Below are 21,056 nucleotides of genomic sequence, written 5' to 3' on the forward strand. Positions count from 1 at the left end.
TAGAGTCAATGACGTGGTTGTGTAGTGAAACTTCAGGTTCTTGTCTGGGGAGGTCTGTTTAGCTTACTGCTGGGAAGCTGTCAACGTGGCTGCTGACTCAGAAGTAGCGCACTGCCATGACACTCAGTTCAAATGAAGAGCTACTCGATACTATCGTTGGGTAGAGATGCATTACGGATAGGGTGTCGCCCATTGTGGATTCGCTGATGGGCGGTGTGGCCGTCGGTAGCTAAAAACTACCGGCTACCCGATTTAAATGCCTCAATCTGTGCCGCCGCCATCCATACCATGTGAACCGCCACCAAAGTCAGAGCCAACAGATGCAACATCGTTACTACTAAAATTTTCATTTCCGTAAAAATGAAGATTTCCTACTTCTCCACGCATTGCTCCGTAATCACACACTTCACCAATTTCATGATGATATGCATCAAATTCCTTCTTTGAGCAAAAAATTGAAATCGCGTAACAGGTATAAATAATTGAGAGCCCTGACCTCTCAATCGTAGCCCTTACTTGTTTTGGGCGATACCTTTTAGATTTTCCATAATCTTTCGCTAGCAACTTAGGCAATTTCCGTAAGTACGATTTTATCGCTCTATTTCGCTGTATTCTTCGGATGAACTGCATTACGTGTTCCTTGTGTGCATTTAACGCCTTGCCAAGCGGCGACCCCGTAGGGTCGTCGCGTTTGGGCAGCTTGTTATGCATTGTATTAGCTGCATTGTAGGCACGATTTTAATTTTTATTGAAATCAATGTTTACCCTTAATCTTGGTAACTATCTCATTAATTAATTCAGCAGGTAATAACGATTTAGACAAGTACTGCTGCCCCCCGGATTTAGCCACCAAAATAAGCCCTAAATCGGTTTCAATAATATGCTCGATATCTGCCCACAATAGAGCTGTTGTCGTATAAGGATTCTGTGTCTGGATTCCATCCTTATCTATGGTTAGTTTCACCTCACTACCGGCACTTTTCCCAAGCATCTGCCGTGCTAACCACCAAGCTCGTCGATATCGAATGTGAATCAGTTCCAGCACGCCTAATGCAATTAACGTGCAACTTGCGATCTTAGGCTGCTCAGTAAAAAACAGTAATCCCGCACCAGAAGATAATAATAATGTAGGAAGAAGATAATTGGGCTTGACATTTTTCCCATAGGGTAGAGACTGATCATAGCATTCGGCAAGGTAATCTCTAGATAAGGTAAATTGAGTATTAAAAGGCTGCATAAAAACAACTTATTGTGTCTGGTAAATTTGTCGTAGCACTACAGTGAGTGTCAGGATGATTCTTTAAGCTAATGTCAATTACGCCACATCTCTCAATAAGACCTCGGTTTAGCCCCACATAACGCCTTTAGCCACGGCAAATTACGGAATCGAAGGCGTAGTAATTTGTCCGCTTGCCTAAATTTGGCACACCCAGCATGGACGTGAACTAATGGGGTGAAAGTCCCCTGTAGGAAGATCACCGTTTAATGGGCGCCATTAAATGCTAACTACCAGCGAATGGCAACTGCAATACCGTGGGGTCTTGTGGGGAGGAAGTCGCTAACAAAACTACGAGCTGGCGAACAGAAGCATCTTATATGGCTTGGCCTGGAGGCGAGGTGGCCAAGGACACCGAAGCGGGTAGAGTCAATAATACCGTTATGTAGTAAAAGTTCACGTTCTTATCTGGGGAAATCTGTTTAGCCTGCTGCTGTGGAGCTGTCAGAGTGATCGGTGACTCAGAAGTATCGCACTGCCATGACACTCAGCTCAAATGAAGCGTTGCTCGACACTATCGTTGGGTAGAGATTCATTACGGATAGGGAACCGCCCATTGCGAACCCGCACGATGGGTGGTGTGGGGGCCGGTAGCTAGAAACTACCGGCTACCCGATTTATAGCTTTATCACAAATTTGTCAGACTCTAGCTTCTTCGAGATAAGGTCAAAAACTTTGTAGCGAAGTTCATCTGACACTTGAACAAGCAAGCCCAACGTCTGTTTATCTGAGAAATACTCGTACTGGATGATTTTGTTTAATCCAGTATCAAGGCACTCAAGGGTTGTTCCATCGGTGGCGCTGACACAAGCGCTTACGCCTTCAGATTTAGGGCTAATCTCCACATATATGTAGTCGGATGTCGATTCATTTGTTTGATCATCATATGTTTTAAGAATGCGATGATTAATAATTTGAGAGTTATTGTCCGGAAGTAACCATGTAGGTTCCTCTCCGATTTGACTTAAGAAAAGCAGGTTTCGAAGGGTTCGGCTATATCCCCCAGACTTTAAAACACCGTCACGCTTTGAATAGACACGTATATACTGGATTCCTTTGTCTCGAATTGTTTCTACATCTGAAAGCTCGATTATTTCTTTATTTTCTTTGTCAGGAGTTGCGATTTCTACCGCATTTCTCCTTGTGTTTTTCGTTATCTCTTGAAAGATAAAAAAAGCCCCAATTAATGAAGCAATCAATAAGAGTAGAAAGAGTATTGAGTTAACTCTGTTGATTGTTAGAAATATCTTATTATTTTCCATATCTATCCTTGGTTATAATGACCACAAAAGGGATGGCTGGAGCGTAGCGTAGGCCGTCTTGCGATGGGCCAAAGTCCCGCAGCAACCTGCTTGTACTTGGTACGCCCAGCATGGACGCGGACTAATGGGTGAAAGTCCCCTGTAGGAAGATCACCATTTAATGAATTTCATTAAATGCTAACTACTAGCGAATGGCAACTGCAATACTGCGAGGTCTTGTGGGGGGAAGCGGCTAGTAAAGCTACGAGCTGATGAACAGAAGCATCTTATATGGCTTAGCCTGGAGCGAGGTGGCAAAGGACACCGAAGCCGGGTGATCTAACGGGTAGAGTCAATAATACCGTTATGTAGTGAAAGTTCACGATCTTATCTGAGCAGATCTGTTTAGCTTACTGCTGTGAAGTTGTCGGCGTGGCCGCTGATTCAGAAGTGGCGCACTGCTATGACACTCAACTCAAGTGAAGCGCTGCTCGTCACTATCGTTGGGCAGAGATTACGGATAGGAACCGTCCATTGCAGACCCGCACGATGGTGGGTGTGGGGGCCGGTGGCTAGAAACTACCGGCTACCCGGTTTATATGACTGTAAGCGTCATTTGGTAAAATTTATCATCTTCGCTTTCTGTGACAAACCCTAGGCGACCATAAAGTCTATATGTTGGACTACGTTTAAATACTCGTAGATCAATGAACCCTAGTTGTTTTTGCCTTGCAAGCTCGGTTACCTTAGAGATAACTAAAGCGCCTAACCCTTTGTTTTGTTGGCTAGATACAACTTGAATATCTCGCAGTTGACAGCGATTGTTTTCAAATGAGAGTCTAACAATCCCAAAAACTCCATCATCATTCACTACATCATAATTCTCAAGATTTTCAATTGCACTGCGTACATCTGATAAAGTCCAGTCAACGCCATACATGTCATAGTACTCCTGCATGTTGGCAAGAGTAAGTTTTGCAGATTTATCCAAGTCTTTGGTTTTAATAAATTGTATCATTGGTCAAGTCATAACGTCTCAAACACCGGGTGTCGCGACAGTGGCGTCCGAATGATTTAACTTATTGGAAGTGAAGTGGTCAGCAATTTGAGCTTCCACTTCTTTTCTACAAATCTCAATTACTTTATCGCCCACCTCGTCATTGAATGAAGATTTAAATATGCATTGAATAAAAACGCCTTTCTCACCAGAACTAAAAGACACATTTTTGTAGCGAAGACCTAAAAGATTACTTAAATCTTGATCTTGGAGCTCTACAACTTCTTTTTGAATTTGATGATGTAAATTGCCATTCCAGACAAGGTTAGCTATGACAGGGGCGGCCTTGAGGTTCTCCTCATGATTCTGGCCTCCCTCAACTTGAATAGTATAATTCTTTGAAGTGGATACTTCGCAAGCACCAAGAAAAAGAACGGTTATTAATAAAATGGCCCTCATTTGAAACTCCTTACCTCTAATGCCTAAAGCACCTGTGGTAAAACCAGAGCGAAGCAGCGGCTTTGACATCGGGTGCCTTTACTTGATGAGCCCAACATGGGTGTGGACTAATTGGGGTGAAAGTCCCCTGTAGGAAGATCACCATTTAATGGGTTCCATTAAATTCTAACTACTAGCGAATGGCAACTGCAATACTGTGAGGTCTTGTGGGGAGGAAGCCGCTAGCAAAATTCGAGCTGACGAACAGATATATCCTATAAGGCTTAGCCAGGAGGCGAGGTGGCCAGGGGCACGGAAACTGGGTGGTCTAACGGGTAGAGTCAATGATGCAGTTGTGTAGTGAAAGTTCACGTTTTTATCTGGGGAAAGCTGTTTAGCTAGCTGCAGTGAAGCTGTCAGCGTGGCTGTTGACTCATAAATAGGCCCAGCCCGCTAGCGACCATCGCGGGGATAGATGAAAGTAGTGAGACACAGCAGCGGCTCGGTCAGTAATGACCGAGGTGATTCAACAAAAGTCAGCCGACGACATAGTAGCCAAATGCTAAGATTAATACCTTGGGTAGGGTGAAGGTCTGAACCCAAAATCCATGAATTAAAAGACAGGGCTAGCCTACCGATATGTTTCTAGTCGGATAAAGTTGAGGTGGTGCACTGCCAAGACACCCAACTCAAATGGAGAGCTACTCGACATTATCGTTGGGTATAGATTCATTATGGATTGAGAACCGCCCATTGCGGACCCGCACGATGCGTGGTGTGGGGGCCGGTAGCTAGAAACTACCGGCTACCCGATTTATGGGGCATCTCCTACTCGATTTCATTTCCAGTTATATAAGTATCAACATCTAGTTCCAAGTTTAGCGAGCTGAGTCGATGTAATATTTCTAGATCCAGGTGAATACCCGCATTTGCGCTTATATATTGATGCCTACAGATAGAAATATAGGCTTTTGAATTTTCAACTAACTTGCGAATCGTCCCTGATGACCTTTCTAAATCTATAAGTAAATTAAGCAGCTTCTCCTCAAGACCATATGCTTCATTTACGACCGGCTCGTAAGAAACTCTCGAAAATTTGTATGCTCTCTTTCCACTTTTATCAATATCACCTTTAGACCAGCCAGTTAGGGAATTATATGGAAGGTAGCTCGACAACTCATCGTATCCCAATGCTTCCGATGTAGCTGTTAAATATACCCGGTGACCAGACTCAATCCATACCCACTCCACTTGTGGAGTATCCCCTTTAGAAAGGTTAACTACGATAAAAAATTGCTCTTCCTTTATAAAAAAATAAACGGCAATAGAGTCATTGATATGGTCTAAATCAATCCTCGCTACACGAGGAACTTCGTGTTCAAGCTCAACCTCCATAACTTGAAGGTATTGCTTCGTAATCTCAAATGTAGGCTGCCTTAATTCCTGAATGGCTATAGATACATATTTTTTTGAATCTATCATTCTATAAATTTACTCTTGATAGTAAGGTTCCATAACGCCGGCAGCAGCCACCGGAGGTAAATGCCATCTTTTGTGTAGCTCCCCCGCACAAAAGGTGGCAGTTGCCTGAGGTCGATTGCCTACGCTTGATACGCCCAGCATGGGCGTGGACTAATGGGGTGAAAGTCCTTTGTAGAAAGATCACCATTTAATGGATTTCATTAAATGCTAACTACTAGCGAATGGCAACTGCAACATCGTGAGGTCTTGTGGGGAGGAAGCCGTTAGCAAGACCACGAGCTGGTGAACAGAAACATCCTATAAGGCTTAGCCTGGAGACGGAGTGACCAAGGCCCCCCCGGCTGATCTAACGAGTAGAGTTAATCAGTAAGCGGTACATAAACGAGATTTTATAAATTGCTATGGCAGACTGGCATGATGTCCCTCCATCAACTTCGAAGGGAAGCTCCATGAATCAGCTGCAGTGGCAAAGTGCGGTATAAAAACTTAACTTACCGTCCGGAAATAGTTGATTACTGCACTGTCGAGCGGTGCAGTATGCTCCAGTTGATGAGCTTGCCGGCGGTAATCCATTAATGATATGTGAGTGGTAAAACTATAGAAGTGGAGATAGAGGAGGAAGGTATCCTTTAGCAGTAGTAGAACTCCTTCCAAAGCCAACTATTAAATTACTTTTCTATCGGCGGTGTCTAATTGGAAGTCGCTAATAGTCGACGTGTATTGAAGTAAAATAACGTGATATTTTGAATCCTGCCAAAACTATTAATTACCCCTTGGTGAGTGGCATATGGCCACCCGCTGTAAGGGTGGCCTTCACGATGATTTATTATTAGTGAAATCTAGTCACTATTGAGATATGTGTAAAGCAAATAATCATGGTACTCCTCATCTGATAATTCGGCATCTTCCTTCAGCTTCTTAATCAGCGCAATTTGTGCTGGATTATCAAAAGTTAAAGGTGTTTTAATTGTACTTTTGGGCCTTTGTTTGATTCTTCCGTCGGGACCTGATCGATAGTACCAGTTATTGGTGATTGCGACTTTTCTATCGTCATTCCCTTCAACAACTCTTGATGTTATACCTTCATGGAAGGTAATCATTCTCCCATCCCTCCCCCAGGCGGTCTTCCATGGTGAGAGAGATGGAATGGCTACCAGCCTTTCATCAAAACCGGAGTCTGTTAGCCAGCCTGCAGGATAAGCTATCAATCTTGAATCGCGTCCTTGATCGGATTCCCAGCCGGGAGGTACTACAATCTTACGGTAATCACTGCCTGCTTTAACATTTTTTCCCCACAGTCTGTTACCGTGTTCATCTACATCCCAATCCCCTGGAATTGCCACGCCGCGACCATCTCCCCCTTCAAAGTACCTCCATTTACTATAAGGATAGGAAATTACCCTTCCATCATCTCCTTCTTGTGTGTAAAAACCGTGGGGATAGGCAACAATTCGGCCATCCGAACCCTCGCGGTGATCCCACTCATGGGGAAAAGTGATCCAACGACCATCGCTGCCTTTCGCTATTCGCCAATCGGCAGGGTAATGGAGTACACGTCCATCCCAATCATCTTGATGGTCATTATCCAATGTTTTCCAAAACGGAACATCTTCAGTATTGACATTTACACCCAGATGAACCGGCCCTGGCACTACAGCCTCAAAACCAGACTGAGCATTTACTGTGGAGGTAAAACAAAGGGAAATAAGTATGAGTAAAAGAGCTTTTCCATACAGGGCTTTAATTTTCATAAAATTGCATTTCTAATCGTAAATTTTATATTTATTCTTGATGGTGTGAGAATTTAGCTGAGAAATAGGGCAGAAAAAGATCATATAGACCTATCATGTGGATTTTTTGGATAAAAAATTCTCCTTGCTAGATTTCATGAGGTAAAAAATCCACCCAAATATTGCATACATAAATGCAGCAGGCAATAAGGAGTCGAACAATCGTACTTATTTTGTGGGTCGAAGGAGAAGAAACACGCTTAAGAATTAATATTCATAATTTTGTTTTTTGTCATGAAAGCCACATTAGTTCTTCTTTGGCAATTTTCCTCTCTAATGTCTCAATATCTTGATGTTTAGGTATCGGAAGGAGGTGTAGTGGTCAACTATTTCTGGACAGTAGGTTAAATTTTTCTTCCACTTTTGCAGGCGGTAATCCGTCATTGTATTGGTGGGGACGCTTCCAGTTGTAGTAAGTCATCAAGTAATGGCTGAGGTTATTAAGCTGAAGTCAGCCGACGGCATAGTAGCCAAATGCCAAGAGTAATACCTTGGACAGAGTGAAGATCTGAACTTAATTCCACGGCTTAAAAGACAGGGCTAGCCCACCAATATGTTTCCCGTTGGATAACGTTGAGGTAGCGCACCGCCAAGAAACTCAACTCAAATGGGGAGCTGTGCGACAATCACCAGGTAGAGACTCATTACGAACGCCCAAAGCAGCGGCTTATCCGCTGTCTTTGTTTGTTATAAGGCGTTTCTCTAATTTAGAAATGGCCTTTAAAACCATCTTCCTATTTTTCGAAGTCTTCAACCACTTTGGAAGTCTCGTGAAATAAGACCACTTTGTACCATCCCCTTCTCTTAATTGAGCAGAGGTATATAGTTTGAGCTGTTCCAAATGAGTTGCCCCATATGCCCAAACAGTGCCATGACGAGTATCTTCTTTTAAAGCTAGCTCTAGGCCAAAAAAAGGATCAATAGCATGATCAGTCGGTTCGGTACGAGTGAACTTTAAAGATACTTTATTTTCTGATTTGCATTGGGGGCATTTAGATTTCGTAGACTCGCCATTTATTTTGCTCGCATCATCAAATACTTTCTCTACTCGTACCCACTGATGACCGCATGTACCACAAGGACGACGCCCCATTCCTAGAACAGGTCCGTGCCAACCATCACGATCTGTTTGTAATGAATGAGAACAACCGTGACACAAGAATGTAGCACGCCAATCTTTCCAGTATGGATTTCCGCTGATAACTCCAACCTCATTACACTTAGGGCACACAGCTTCAATTTCTGTTGCCCAATGTAAAAGAGGAAACCCTTCATCTAAATATCTAGTGTTCATGATGTCCTAGGCTTATAACGCCGGCCACACAGGCGAGCAGAACGCAGTGTAGCGAGTCCAGCCGAATGAGTTTTTCGCATCTGGCGATTGTGCTGGCCCTTGGTACGTCCAGTATGGGTGTGAACTAATGGGGTAAAAGTCCCCTGTAGGAGGATCACCATTTAATGGGCGCCATTAAATGCTAACTACTAGTGAATGGCAACTACAACACAGTGAGGTCTTGTGGGGAGGAAGCCGCAAGCAAATCCGAGTTGAGGAACAGAAACATCCTATGGAGCTTAGCCTGGAAGCGAGGTGGCCAGGGGCACCGAAGCCGGGTGATCTAATGGGTAGAGTCAATGATGCAGTCGTGTAGTGAAAGTTCACGTTCTTATCTGGGGAGATCTGTTTAGCTTGCTGATGTGTAGCTGTCAAGGTGGTCGCTGACTCATAAATAGGTGCAACCCGCTAACCATCATCGCGGGGATAGACAAAAGTGGTGGAACACATCAGCGCTTCGGTCTGTAATGATCAAGGTGATTAAACAGAAGTCAGCCGACGATATAGTAGCCTAATGCCAAGATTAATACCTTGGACATGGTGAAGGCCTGAGTCCAAATTCGATGAGTTGAAAGACAGGGTTATCCTACCGATAAGTTTCCAGTTGGATAAATTTAAGACTGCGCACTGCCATGACACTCAGCTGAAATGAAGAGCTGTTTGACACTATCGTTGGGTAGAGATTCATTACGGATAGGGAGCCGCTCATTGAGGACCCGCATAATGGGTGGTCTGGGGTTCGGTAGCTAGAAGCTACCGGCTACTCGATTTAGTGCTTTCTAGCCGCGTCTCAATTACTTTCAATGCGGCCCTATTTTTTGTTTTCCTCTTTAGCTCAGGTAGGCGTCTTAAACCTATACGCTTATCTGAAGCTCGAAATATGTTAATCAACCCCCAATGGTCATTTTGAAAATTCTTTGACATCAGCTCATCTTTTGGAGTGTCAATATACTCTCTTATTAGATTGGAAATATCTGGAACATCATTGCCATAGGGATACCACTTAGTATTTACTCGTTTAGGATGATTCTTACCAATAAAATCTCTTGGGTAGTCCCAGATTATCTCCTTGCCTAATGTAATCCAATATCTAGGAATATCGGTAGATCCCATTTTTGAATCCATTCTATAGGCTCGGCAATGCAATTGCAGATCAAGTCCATCTGTTCGCAGCAAATAAAATTCCTTCTGCAGTTTACTCCAAGGTCTTCCCATTACTTATATCTCTATAGTACTTATGTCGCCAACACGAACCGAATTGGAGCAGCGAGGCTGTGGAATGTAGGTCCAGCGAGCTTTTCTGTCGATCGTACTTGGTATTGTTATAACTTACCTGACACATACTTTGAGCCTAGGTAAAAAAACACTGCACTAAATAATAATGGGACAAATAAACTTAACCAGTAATACCCACCCAATACTACAGACAGAATACCCTCCATTTGAACAGCACCCAGCCTGACGGTAATCAAAGCCAACAACACTAATGCCGACACCAATGATATTTTAAGCTGAGAGGACGTCAAATTTGCCAAGCCTATAAAGATACCAAACAACGCCCCTTTTATTGCAAAACTTGTAGAATCTATAGGCCAGCACCCATATTCTGATTGTTCGCAGGGATGATGAAACATCACATGCGAAGAGCCATAAATCATGTCTCCTACGAAAAAAGCTAACCAAGGAAACAAGATTACAAACAAGTACTTTATGTAGGTCACAGAGCCCTCATGAGTTATAAAGCTGCCAGCATGGGCCGAAATGAAGCAGCGAAGCTGCGGAATGTAGGTCCAGCCAGCTTTGCTGGCGATTGTACTTCGCCTTGGTACACCCAGCATGAGCATGAACTAATGGGGTGAAAGCCCCGTATAGGAAAATCACCGTTTAATGGGCGCCATTAAATGCTAACTACTAGCGAATGGCAACTGCAACACCGTGAAGTCTTGTGGGGATGAGGCTGCTAGCAAAACTACGAGCTGACGAACAGAAGAATCTTATATGGCTTGGCCTAGAGGCGAGGTGGACGAGGACACCGAAGCCATGTGGTCTAACGGGTAGAGTCAATGATGCAGTTGTGTAGTGAAAGTTCACGTTATTATCTGGGGAGATCTATTTAGCTTGCTGCTGTGAAGCTGTCAGTGTGACCCTTGACTCATAAATAGGCTCAGCCCGCTAGCGACTATTGCGGGGATAGACATAAGTAGTGAGACGTAGCAGGGCCTCGGTCAGTAATGAGCATGGTAATTAAATAGAAGTTAGTCAACGGCATAGTGGCCAAATGCACAGGCTAATACCTTGGACACGGTGAAGGTCTGAGCCTAAATCCACGAGTTAAAAGACCGGGCTAGCCTGCCGGTTTTTTTCAGTCGGATAAAGTTGAGGTAGCGAACTGCCATGATACTCAGCTCTAATGAAGAGCTACTTGATACTATCGTTGGGTAGAGATTCATTGCGGATAGCAAGGCGTCTATTGCGGTCCCACATGATGGGTGGTGTGGGGGCCGGTATCTAGAAGCTACCGGCTAACGAAATTAGGCTTTTGGTGATTTTGCAAGAGAATACTGAGCAAACAACGTTGGCAGAAGGAAAATTGGAATGATCACAATCCAAAAATCAATCACTGCATCCTCTCCGTAGGATGGGATACCCAATACGTAAGGTGCAATTAGCTCATAAAATAATGCCCATGGAAGATATAAATAAAAGAACATTGAGAAAACTGTAGTGCTGACAGGTCTCTTTGAATATGCATAGCAAAAAAGACTAAAGATGACAATAGGTAAAAATATACCAATATCAATATAGTCAAGGTAATGAATCTCAGGACTTTCGATAAATACGAACGGTATAAATAGGATTAAGGCAATGTGAATCCAAAAGAATATTTTCCAAAAAACACTTGGCATTGATTGAATTTTTCCGATTTCAACGTTGGATTCGGGAGCTTTATAAATTTCCATATTTTATTTATGCCTAACGTCGCCAGCAAAGGCGAGCAAATTGTTGCGAGTCTAGTGTCCAAAGCGCACGATTTTGGCTGGCTTTGGTACGCCCAATATGACGCGGACTAATTGGGGTGAAAGTCCCATGTAGGAGGATCACCATTTTATGGATTCCATTAAATGCTAACTACTAGCGAATGGCAACTGCAACACTGCCAGGTCTTGTGGGGAGGAAGTCGCTAGCAAAACTACGTGCTGACGAGCAGAAGCAGCTTATATGGCTTGGCCTGGAGGCGAGGTGGCCAGGGGCACCGAAGCCGGGTGCTCTAATGGGTAGAGTCAATGACGCAGTTGTGTAGTGAAAGTTCACGTTCTTATCTGGGGAGATCTGTTTAGCTTGCTGCTATGAAACTGTCAGCGTGGCCGTTGACTCATAAGCAGGCCCATTCCGCTAGCCACCAGTGCGGGGATAGACAAAAGTGGTGCTACACAGCAGCGCCTCGGTCAGTAATGATCATGGTGATTAAACAGAAGTCAGCTGACGGCATAGTATCTGAATGCCAAGATTAATATCTTGGACAGGGTGAAGGCCTGAACCTAAATCCACGAGTTTAAAGACAGGGCTAGCCTACCGATATGTTTCCAGTTGGATAAAGTTGAGGTATCGCACTGCCATGACATTCAACTCAAATGAAGAGCTGCTCGATACTATCGTTGGATAGATATTTATTTCGGATAGGGAACCGGCCATTGCGGATCCGCACGATGGGTGGCATGGGGCCCGGTAGCTAGAAACTACCGACTACCCGATTTAGGAATTACCATCTCTCGCTCTCATGCTGATCAAATCGATGACTATTTGCATAGCCAAAGCCATCAATGTCTGGGAATAAAGTTAGATAGCGTATATCGAATAATCCAGCCAGCTCGTCAAGTGCGCTCTTTTTAAAAGCGGGTGATATACCAATAGCTATATGTGTGTCACATTTCTTTTCTACAGCAAGACTCCCCATCTCTGAGTCAATCACCGCACTATATAGAAATTGTGCACCTTGAGCAGCAATTCTTTTAGACACTACCGGAGGCTGCCAAGTTTGTGGATGCTTGTACTTCTCAAGGCCCTTGAATATGTCTTGGTATTTTCGCGTCTCAGGTTTGTTCTCACCTCCACCAAGATGATAAGAATGAATTCCAAAAAGAAGGCCAGTTTTATCTGGCTCTGAAGAACAAGCGAACCAGAGAGCTGCCATGACATTTCTTGAGCAGTCAATCAGTCTAGTTGCAGCGCCATGATGCTGGAGTTTGGCCAATAGTTCGAAATCCGATAGTTCTCTGCCTGACTCGAACCGATATCCCTGATGAGTAGCATGCTTTAATAGATACTCCTCGTAATATTGCATGCTTTCTTCGTTAACATAGTGATTTGTTCTGCTTAGTCTTCTATAGGCTGAGCTATGAATTGGCCAAGAAATGTCACTTTGTCCTCGCCATAAATGAACGTTTTTCCTATCAGCGGAATGCTCCCGTGCCAATTCAAAGATTTCTGCAATTGAATCAGGTAAGACGATAGAACCAAAAATGTCAGTATCGCAGTATTGCATCAAAGGAATTCCTATCGTTTCAAACGCCAGCGCAGCTTGCTGCATCTGCGTACTTTGACTTCTTAACAATACATTCCAATATTTGCTCCAATTCTGCAGCTCTTTTATCTAGCTCATCTTCTGTCGGTCTTTTTGACATTCGCTTAATCTTTTCATCAGGATCTTGAAGCCTACGATTTAACTCGACGGTAATAGATTGATGTAAATCAGCCATGAACTCATGCTCGTCAAGGTGTATGGTCATTATCCTCTTATCGAGATCATCAATTAAAACAGCCCGAATAGGGCATGCTTGTGCAAGCTCAACAAATCTATTGTCGAATGATGCAAAGAATGGAACATAAAAGTCGCCAATGTTTGACTTGCTGGCTAATGTTTCTTGATACCTCACGGAAAAAAGATCCCAAGCCATCCCTTTTATTCTATGAAGAGACTTTTTTCCTAGTTGACTAATAGGGTCAAAAAAACTTAAATTTTTTCCTTGCTTTAATAGCTTCCAAGCAAAATATATTTCTGTTTTTGCGAACGCACCTAGAGTATCTAATGAATAATCAACTAAAATTTCAAGCTGCTTTGCTAAGTCAAGATCTTTTTGCTCTCGCAGTAGAACTGCTTTTAAAAGAATAAGATAAAGCCCCTTTCTTCTGCTTAAAAATCTTTTGACTTCCTTGCTGGAATGAAAGGAATGCAGTGCCTCTATTGCTCTCTTGCCAGATTCCTCTAAGGTTTCTGAAAACTTAGGATTTCTAATGTTAAAAGATTCCGCTTCGTACTCTAAGTGATCAAACCTTTTTAAAATTCTGATAGTGTTAAAAGGCCTATGATTCTCAGGCCTCATGGAGTCGATCAAGTTTTCAATAATGAAGAATGAATAATCGAAGTTGAACCCTTCCCCTTTTCCTCCTTTTATAAATCTAACGAGCCCCTCAAAGCGCTCTTCTTCCTTATCAAGAGAACCACCGTTTCCCCAAACTCTAAATCTTTCAGCCGCATTTGAGTCAAGGCTAAGCGAATAGTCAATTGGTACTTCAATGCGTCTTTGTCTCTTTGTGGCAGCGTAGAGCTCATCTGAATAGAACAATATCCCAGTTCCGTAGAAATACTTTTTAAGCGTTGGACAATGGTCTTCAATTTCTTTCAGAGAGGAATGAGAAAATTCAGAATCAAGATTATTCGTGGAATAAACCAACCTAAATTCTTTGAATAGCTCCTCGTTTTTTTCAATAAGGTTTTTAAAACTATCAGCAGGGTCGTGCATTAATATTGCATTTGCTGCACTTTGAAGTCTCATTATCCTTTCTTGCTGACTCTCTACTCGCACGGAACTATCCTTGTATTGTTAGCGCCCGCAGCACGGGCAAAGTTTAAGCGCAGCGTAGACTTTGTCCCAGTGGCTGCGCTTGTTATAACTTTACTTTGATGCGCTATTCTTTGCTTCGGTCTTCATTGCCTTGGCAAAGTGTGTCATCGTCTCCATTGCCTCACGTGCAAAGCTCACATCGCCATTTTTCATCAAATAACTTTCAGGCCATTTAATATCTTCTTCTAAAACTCGAAGCATGGCTTTATATTTAGAGTCAATATCCTGGCTATCATCACCCAAGGTTTTGATAGTTAAATATGAAAGCATATGCTTATCAAAAATTGACTTCACTTTTATATGATAAGTTGATGTGTCAACAAAGTGTCTATATTGCTTTAAATACCATGCAGCCAAAAATTCAATAAAAATAAATAGTAGTGAACATGAAACTATTCCAAATATATATTGCTCTTTGAATCCTGTAGACCAAGACAGGGCTTGCCATATGACTATTGACAGGGTGAAAAAATATATTCCGCCTTTGGAATACGAAGTGCCCTTGTCTAGTAGTATTGATGCCTTTTTATCAGCTGTGTGAGCCTGTTCAACCAAGACGCTTCTGATTTCATTGAAGTAGCTTTCAAAAGAACTAAAAAGGGTCTCTGAGGCTTCTTTCTTCTTGGTTTCGAGATCTTTTATAAGCTTTTCTATTTGTGAAGTACTATTGTCATTTACTTTATCTTTTAAATCTCCTACTTCATTAAGAATTCTTTTTTGTAGCTTTACATTCGCATCTTCGCGCTCAGTATCAACATCAACAAACCTTTCCTCTTTAACTCTATCCCTTGCCTTTCTGAACTCTGGAAAAACCAAACTAAAACCAAGCAGCCCTGCAAATGCGCTCGCTATGATCGGAAGCTGGTCTTTAAAAATGTAGGAAATATCAAAGCCACTATCCATAAACATCGGTATCAGAATAGCAGCATAAATGAGTATTACGCCTATCATAACTTTAGGCTGGAGAATCAACCGCATCATGGAATGCGTCTCACTGACCCCAGATTTTTCTTTCGTTTCTTCAGCTTCCATTACGCTCTCCGATCAAGTAACAACAGTGGATTCAAAAGCAGCCGCATTATATCACCAGTCAATATGTCCCAAGAGGAGAAAACTCTTTAAGCCAGAAAAAACAAATAAATCAGTATGTTAGCCTGCACCGGTGGAAAATTACTCTAGTGGATATATTGCGGCTGCATTATATCCTCGTATTTCTCTACTTTTGATCATAGGTATAAACCGTTTAAAATCAACAAGTTAGCGTTCTTTTTGCTGTGGATATGTGAGGCTGCTCTTGATCTTTGGTATTGATAGCGGGTGAAAACAACAAAGTGTATATAAAATCAGTAAAATAAAGCCGTTAGGGATGATCTACGGTTTCTGGATTCTAAAGTGAGTTGCGGGGAAGAGTACCAATCTTAACGGTTATTTTTATGTGCAACTAAGATTCTCAGTTTGTGAATACACAAAATATAGGCACAAAAATAATCTTATTGGATTTTATTCAGTTTGTTTTAGTGTCAAAGCTGCGTAAAATCGGTGGATATTTATCGGTATTTGGGTCGTCATTGAGCAGCCTTCTAAAGGCCGATGACCAAAGAGCTTCAAGAAACCCAAGAATTTTCTAAAAGACCATTCCCTCAAAGGAGAACGGTAGCGTGACGTAAGAGTAAGTAAAAGGCGCTGACCCAAGGTGCGCTAACACCTAGGGCCAGCTAACCAATTTGATAACCCAAGTATCAAAATGGCTATATGGATCATACGCTAGAAACCCGCTCGTCTTCAATAAAGTGGAGTTCATTCAGTAGTTTGGGGCATGTTCCCTGGCTCTGGAAGCGTTGCGTCTGCCTTTTCCACCTCTATGCCTACCGTTCTCGCGCTCCACCTGATACTTCCTTAAAAGTTACTTTCAAATCCTTCCATTAAGGGAGGTCTACGCATGGTTTGAGTATTAATAGGAAGCAAATATGTTGATCTTAAAGCGCCGGACGGGTGAAAACTTACGGATTGGATCGAACGTCTCAATTACGGTATTGGAAGTTAAGGGTAATCAGGTAAAGATAGGAATACGTGCGCCCAAATCTCTACCTGTTCACCGTGAGGAAATTTATAGACGTGTTCAAAAGGAAAGGGTGCTGTGGGATGGAGTTGGTTGAGGTCATAGAACGCCGTTAAGATGCGACGCGCGTTGGCACGTTCAGTCCACGGGGCTTGTTAATTAGAGCGTGGTCTTGCCCACGTTTTGTAGGCACCTCCATGTTAGGCTGAAACCTAGCTATACAATGTGTCTACTAAACGTGAGTAAGTCTTACCTATAACGCCTGCAGCAACGGCAGGCAAAATTGGTGCGGGCTCGCAGAACTCGCTTAGAGCCAAGATCAACCTTTGGCATTTCTACTTAGCAGAAAACCCATAATCAGCCATAAGGAGAATGACACGAAGGCAAATAGTGGCAAAGTTGTTCCCATTATAAAGCCAGCATTTTCAATGCGCTGATCTTCAGTTAATAAACTCCTTGTTAAAGAATTATAGCTAAAGGAAAATATTAAAAAATTTATTACCAACAGTAAAATTGAAATTAATCCAGACAGAATCCACGGATGATTTTTAATGCTCACTTTACCTCCCAAAACCAAATTTCTTTGGATTTGTTTAGATCAGAGACGAACCCAAATAGCTCAATTACTGACCTATAAAGCATGGTGCCACTCGTAATTTTACCATCTTTCCAGAGGTCGATATGATCACCGCTCCTGCTTTCAAAGCTCTCACTGCCTCGCTGCCAGTAATCTTTGAAAAAAACGATTCCATTTTTTCCATTAAGATCACTTTGAAAGGATCCAGGTGATATTTTCTTGGCTTTTTGCAAGCCAGGTAGCGGAGACGTTTTTAGCCAATTGGCTAGTTGTTCGGCAAGTAGTGCGTGCCTAGACCCTGTGTGAGACCAGCATTTATTACCACTAAAGCCATTGAGTGAAGCCCCAGCCTTGATAAGCGCTTCACTTAGCATAATTGCGCAGTAGTCACTAAATGGAGCAGATATTGTCTCCTGCCTGTTGTAGCACGTTTGTTTTATCACATCCTTTTGTGGATAGCTGTTCCACAACTTCTCAAACGTAAGCATTTTTTCTCCTTATGCTCTCAGTTTACTGGTCCATTGACATTTATAGTGTAATCATTCTGACCACTATTATCATGATTGCCACCCTGGAATCAATCTAACGAAGAGGTGCGTAAAACCTTGAGGAATCAATAAATCACACACAAGCTTGAACTCTTGTCCCAAATAGAAAAATGATCACTTTGCCCACTATCCCCACTGGATAGACTTCCTCTAACTCCCTACACCTTTCAATCTATCAGGATCTTTATAAAAAATAGCAGTTGAACCGATCGAAAATCATGTTGATTTCTTATCAGGTACTTAGGAGAGTTAAAAAATGGAGAGGTGCTTGAAGAGTTTTAGCGCGATTTAGGTCGTATACTACTTAGGTAAAGCTGATTTTGGAGCTGATAAACCCTTAGATGATGCAGGTACATTGAGCACATACTCGAGTTCTGAAGTTGATAGAAAATCGAAAGGTACTAGGGGAGAATGGGTAGTTTGATTTATATCAAAAAAAGAAAAGGGGGCAGAGCCCCCTTTTTTAAATCAAATCCGCTCTTTAATGGAGCGGACTACCAGAACCATTAAAGGTTACTGATTTCCTCAAGTTGCTGTTGCAGACGCTCGTGAGCACCTTTCATTTCTGTAAGCTTGTCCTTTTCCTTGGCAACAACGGCTTCGGGGGCTTTGTCTACAAACTTGGGATTGTTGAGTTTGCCTTCAACTCGTGCGAGTTCTTTGGAAAGTTTATCAATCTCTTTTTGTAGACGGGCGCTCTCGGCTTTAACGTCGATCAGGCCGGCCATGGGTACCAGCAATTCCATATCGCCTACCAGGGCGGTGGCGGAGGCTGGTGCAGCTTCTCCACTTTCCAGCCAGGTGATTTCTTCGAGGCTCGCCAGTTTGATCAGCAGGCTGCGGGCTTGTTCCAGCAGTTCTTGGTCACGGCTGGAACCGCCGCGCAGAATCAGTGGGATTTTCTTCGCTGGGGAAATATTCATTTCACCGCGAATATTACGCACGCCTTCAATAACCTGCTTCAACCAGGCAACGGCCGCTTCCGCTTCATCATCGATCTTGCTGTTATCGGCCTCTGGGTACTGTTGCAGCATAATGGTGTCACCGTTGGAACCGGCGAGGGTTTTTACACGCTGCCAGATTTCTTCAGTGATAAACGGCATCAGCGGGTGGGCCAGACGCAAAATAGTTTCCAGTACGCGGATCAGGGTGCGGCGGGTACCTTTTTTTACTGCGTCGGAGGCGTTGTCGTCCCACAGTACCGGCTTGGACAGTTCCAGGTACCAGCTGCAGTACTCGCTCCAGATAAAGTCGTACAGTGCCTGGGAGGCGAGGTCGAAGCGGTAGGTGTCCATGGCTTCGCGCACGGTGATTTCGGTGCGCTGCAGTTGGGAAATAATCCAGCGGTCGGCGACAGTCAGCTCGAAGTCGCTACTGTTGTCCTGGCCACAGTCCTGTCCTTCACAGTTTTGCAGTACGTAGCGGGAGGCATTCCAAATCTTGTTACAGAAATTGCGGAAGCCTTCAATACGGCCCACGTCAAACTTGATGTCGCGGCCGGTGGATGCCAGGGAGTAGTAGGTGTAGCGCAGGGCATCGGTACCAAAAGCAGAGAAACCTTCGGGGAAGTCCTTGCGGGTTTGCTTTTCAATCTTCTCGCGCAGGTGCGGCACCATCATGCCGGAGGTACGCTTGGCTACCAGGCTCTCCAGGTCGATACCGTCGATCAAGTCGATAGGGTCGATCACGTTGCCCTTGGATTTGGACATCTTCTGGCCGTGGTTGTCGCGCACCAGGCCGTGCACGTACACGGTGTTAAACGGTACTTCCTTTTTGAAGTAGAGGGTCAGCATCATCATGCGCGCGACCCAGAAGAAAATAATATCGAAGCCGGTGACCAGTACGGAGCTGGGGTGGAAGGCTTTCAGCTCTTCGGTATCTTCTGGCCAGCCCAGGGTGCCGAAGGTCCACAGGCCGGAAGAGAACCAGGTGTCGAGTACGTCGTCGTCCTGGCGCAGGCTGATGTCGGCGCCCAGGTTGTGCTTCTCGCGCACTTCTTCTTCGCTGCGGCCAACGTAGACTTTGCCTTCGTTGTCGTACCAGGCGGGGATGCGGTGGCCCCACCACAGCTGGCGGGAGATACACCAGTCCTGGATATCGCGCATCCAGGAGAAGTACATGTTTTCGTAGTTTTTCGGTACGAACTCAACGCGGCCATCTTCAACAGCGGCGATGGCTTCATCGGCCAGGGGCTGGGTTTTTACGTACCATTGATCGGTGAGCCAGGGCTCGATCACGGCGCCGGAGCGGTCTCCGTGAGGTACCTTGAGGGTGTGGGGCTCTACTTTTTCCAGCAGGCCGAGGGCGTCCAGGTCGTCGACAATCTGGGTGCGCGCGGCAAAGCGCTCCATGCCCCGGTATTTTTCCGGCACTGCGTCGTTCAGGTGGGCATCGGCATCGAGGATATTGATCATCTCGAGGTTGTGGCGCTGGCCCATCTCGTAGTCGTTGAAGTCGTGGGCTGGGGTGATTTTTACACAGCCGGTGCCGAATTCACGATCGACGTATTCGTCGGCAATAATCGGAATTTCGCGATCCGCCAGGGGCAATTTGATGGTCTTGCCAATCAGGTGCTGGTAGCGCTCGTCTTCCGGGTGTACGGCTACGGCGGTATCGCCGAGCATGGTTTCCGGGCGGGTAGTGGCGACTACTAGATGGCCGGAGCCATCGGAGAGCGGGTAGCGGAAGTGCCACAGGTGACCCTGCTTCTCTTCGTTTAATACTTCCAGATCTGAGATCGCAGTGTGGAATTTCGGGTCCCAGTTCACCAGGCGCTTGCCGCGATAAATCAGGCCGTCTTCATACAGTTTGATAAAGACTTCCTGCACCGCTTTGTAGAAGCCGTCGTCCATGGTGAAGCGTTCGCGAGACCAGTCGGGGCTGGCGCCCAGGCGACGCAGCTGGCGGGTAATGGTGCCGCCGGACTCTTCCTTCCACTCCCAGACTTTCTCAATAAACTTGTCGCGGCCCAGGTCGTGGCGGGATACGCCTTCGGCGCCGAGCAGGCGTTCTACCACCATCTGGGTGGCGATACCGGCATGGTCGGTGCCCACTTGCCAGAGGGTGTTGTCTCCCTGCATGCGGTGGTAGCGAATCAGGGCGTCCATGATGGACTCCTGGAAACCGTGGCCCATATGCAGGCTGCCGGTGACGTTCGGCGGCGGGATCATAATGCTGTAGGGCTTGGCCTCAGTATCCCCGGAAGGCTTGAAGTAGCCGTTCTCCTCCCAGGTTTTGTACCACTGCTGTTCGATGGCGTTGGGCTGGTATGTTTTGTCCATGCGGGCGGGAAACCTTGTATTTAACTGACTGCGTGCACAGCGTTTTGGCTCAGGATAGTCTGGTGCTTGCTCGGGCTGCGCGGAAAAGGCGGCAATTATACCGCCGGGGGTAGGGTGGGCAAAAGGCAGCT

Annotated in this window: 18 protein-coding genes; 1 reads left to right on the top strand and 17 read right to left on the bottom strand. The window is 44.5% G+C overall.

Going from position 1 to position 21,056, the window contains the following annotated elements; genetic code table 11:
* Window positions 1-261: 261 nt before the first annotated feature.
* The 14 genes from ACJJJA_RS06295 to ACJJJA_RS06360 form a co-directional block, all read right to left on the bottom strand.
* A complete protein-coding gene (locus ACJJJA_RS06295) occupies window positions 262-711 on the bottom strand; it encodes a DUF6559 family protein (RefSeq protein ID WP_444904050.1) in 450 nt (149 codons plus the stop codon).
* Window positions 712-754: 43 nt separating this feature from the next.
* Window positions 755-1,237 (bottom strand): YcxB family protein, encoded by a 483-nt coding sequence (locus tag ACJJJA_RS06300; RefSeq protein ID WP_444885830.1) that lies wholly within the window; start codon window positions 1,235-1,237, stop codon window positions 755-757.
* A 656-nt stretch (window positions 1,238-1,893) separates the two neighbouring features.
* Complete coding sequence (locus ACJJJA_RS06305) at window positions 1,894-2,538, bottom strand: hypothetical protein (protein WP_444904051.1); 645 nt, start codon at window positions 2,536-2,538, stop codon at window positions 1,894-1,896.
* 574 nt (window positions 2,539-3,112) lie between these two features.
* Window positions 3,113-3,535, bottom strand: coding sequence for a GNAT family N-acetyltransferase (locus ACJJJA_RS06310; RefSeq protein WP_444904052.1), 423 nt, complete (start codon window positions 3,533-3,535; stop codon window positions 3,113-3,115).
* A gap of 18 nt (window positions 3,536-3,553) precedes the next feature.
* Window positions 3,554-4,042, bottom strand: a complete 489-nt coding sequence (locus ACJJJA_RS06315; protein WP_444904053.1) for a hypothetical protein — start codon at window positions 4,040-4,042, stop codon at window positions 3,554-3,556.
* A gap of 738 nt (window positions 4,043-4,780) precedes the next feature.
* On the bottom strand, window positions 4,781-5,434 hold the full coding sequence (locus ACJJJA_RS06320; protein WP_444904054.1) for a DUF4279 domain-containing protein: 654 nt from the start codon (window positions 5,432-5,434) through the stop codon (window positions 4,781-4,783).
* 839 nt (window positions 5,435-6,273) lie between these two features.
* Entirely contained in the window at window positions 6,274-7,185 is a 912-nt protein-coding gene (locus ACJJJA_RS06325) for a hypothetical protein (protein ID WP_444904055.1), read from the bottom strand.
* A 706-nt stretch (window positions 7,186-7,891) separates the two neighbouring features.
* On the bottom strand, window positions 7,892-8,518 hold the full coding sequence (locus tag ACJJJA_RS06330) for a hypothetical protein (RefSeq protein WP_444885826.1): 627 nt from the start codon (window positions 8,516-8,518) through the stop codon (window positions 7,892-7,894).
* A 792-nt stretch (window positions 8,519-9,310) separates the two neighbouring features.
* On the bottom strand, window positions 9,311-9,772 hold the full coding sequence (locus ACJJJA_RS06335) for an SF0329 family protein (protein WP_444885825.1): 462 nt from the start codon (window positions 9,770-9,772) through the stop codon (window positions 9,311-9,313).
* Between the two features lie 107 nt (window positions 9,773-9,879).
* Window positions 9,880-10,278 carry a hypothetical protein gene (locus ACJJJA_RS06340; protein ID WP_444885824.1) on the bottom strand — a complete coding sequence of 133 codons (399 nt, stop codon included), beginning with the start codon at window positions 10,276-10,278 and terminating at the stop codon, window positions 9,880-9,882.
* An 810-nt stretch (window positions 10,279-11,088) separates the two neighbouring features.
* The gene (locus tag ACJJJA_RS06345; protein ID WP_444904056.1) at window positions 11,089-11,517 is read right to left on the bottom strand and encodes a hypothetical protein; all 429 of its coding nucleotides are present in this window, start codon (window positions 11,515-11,517) and stop codon (window positions 11,089-11,091) included.
* Between the two features lie 800 nt (window positions 11,518-12,317).
* Window positions 12,318-13,145, bottom strand: coding sequence for an FRG domain-containing protein (locus tag ACJJJA_RS06350; protein ID WP_444904057.1), 828 nt, complete (start codon window positions 13,143-13,145; stop codon window positions 12,318-12,320).
* The gene (locus ACJJJA_RS06355) at window positions 13,120-14,391 is read right to left on the bottom strand and encodes a hypothetical protein (RefSeq protein WP_444904058.1); all 1,272 of its coding nucleotides are present in this window, start codon (window positions 14,389-14,391) and stop codon (window positions 13,120-13,122) included. Before ACJJJA_RS06355 ends, ACJJJA_RS06350 begins: the two co-directional genes overlap by 26 nt.
* Before the next feature lie 120 nt (window positions 14,392-14,511).
* Entirely contained in the window at window positions 14,512-15,492 is a 981-nt protein-coding gene (locus ACJJJA_RS06360; RefSeq protein ID WP_444904059.1) for a hypothetical protein, read from the bottom strand.
* Window positions 15,493-16,427: 935 nt separating this feature from the next.
* Between ACJJJA_RS06360 and csrA the strand changes: the two genes are divergently transcribed.
* Window positions 16,428-16,616 carry a carbon storage regulator CsrA gene (csrA, locus tag ACJJJA_RS06365; protein WP_444904060.1) on the top strand — a complete coding sequence of 63 codons (189 nt, stop codon included), beginning with the start codon at window positions 16,428-16,430 and terminating at the stop codon, window positions 16,614-16,616.
* Window positions 16,617-16,838: 222 nt separating this feature from the next.
* On the opposite strand, the gene ACJJJA_RS06370 is transcribed toward csrA, so the two are convergent.
* From ACJJJA_RS06370 to ACJJJA_RS06380, 3 genes are all read right to left on the bottom strand, one after another.
* A complete protein-coding gene (locus ACJJJA_RS06370) occupies window positions 16,839-17,078 on the bottom strand; it encodes a hypothetical protein (RefSeq protein ID WP_444904061.1) in 240 nt (79 codons plus the stop codon).
* The gene (locus ACJJJA_RS06375; RefSeq protein ID WP_444904062.1) at window positions 17,075-17,584 is read right to left on the bottom strand and encodes a type VI secretion system amidase effector protein Tae4; all 510 of its coding nucleotides are present in this window, start codon (window positions 17,582-17,584) and stop codon (window positions 17,075-17,077) included. Before ACJJJA_RS06375 ends, ACJJJA_RS06370 begins: the two co-directional genes overlap by 4 nt.
* 566 nt (window positions 17,585-18,150) lie before the next feature.
* Window positions 18,151-20,925, bottom strand: coding sequence for a valine--tRNA ligase (locus ACJJJA_RS06380; RefSeq protein WP_444898877.1), 2,775 nt, complete (start codon window positions 20,923-20,925; stop codon window positions 18,151-18,153).
* Window positions 20,926-21,056: the final 131 nt, after the last annotated feature.

It is taken from the genome of Microbulbifer mixtoriginis (SeqCode), assembly GCF_052466865.1.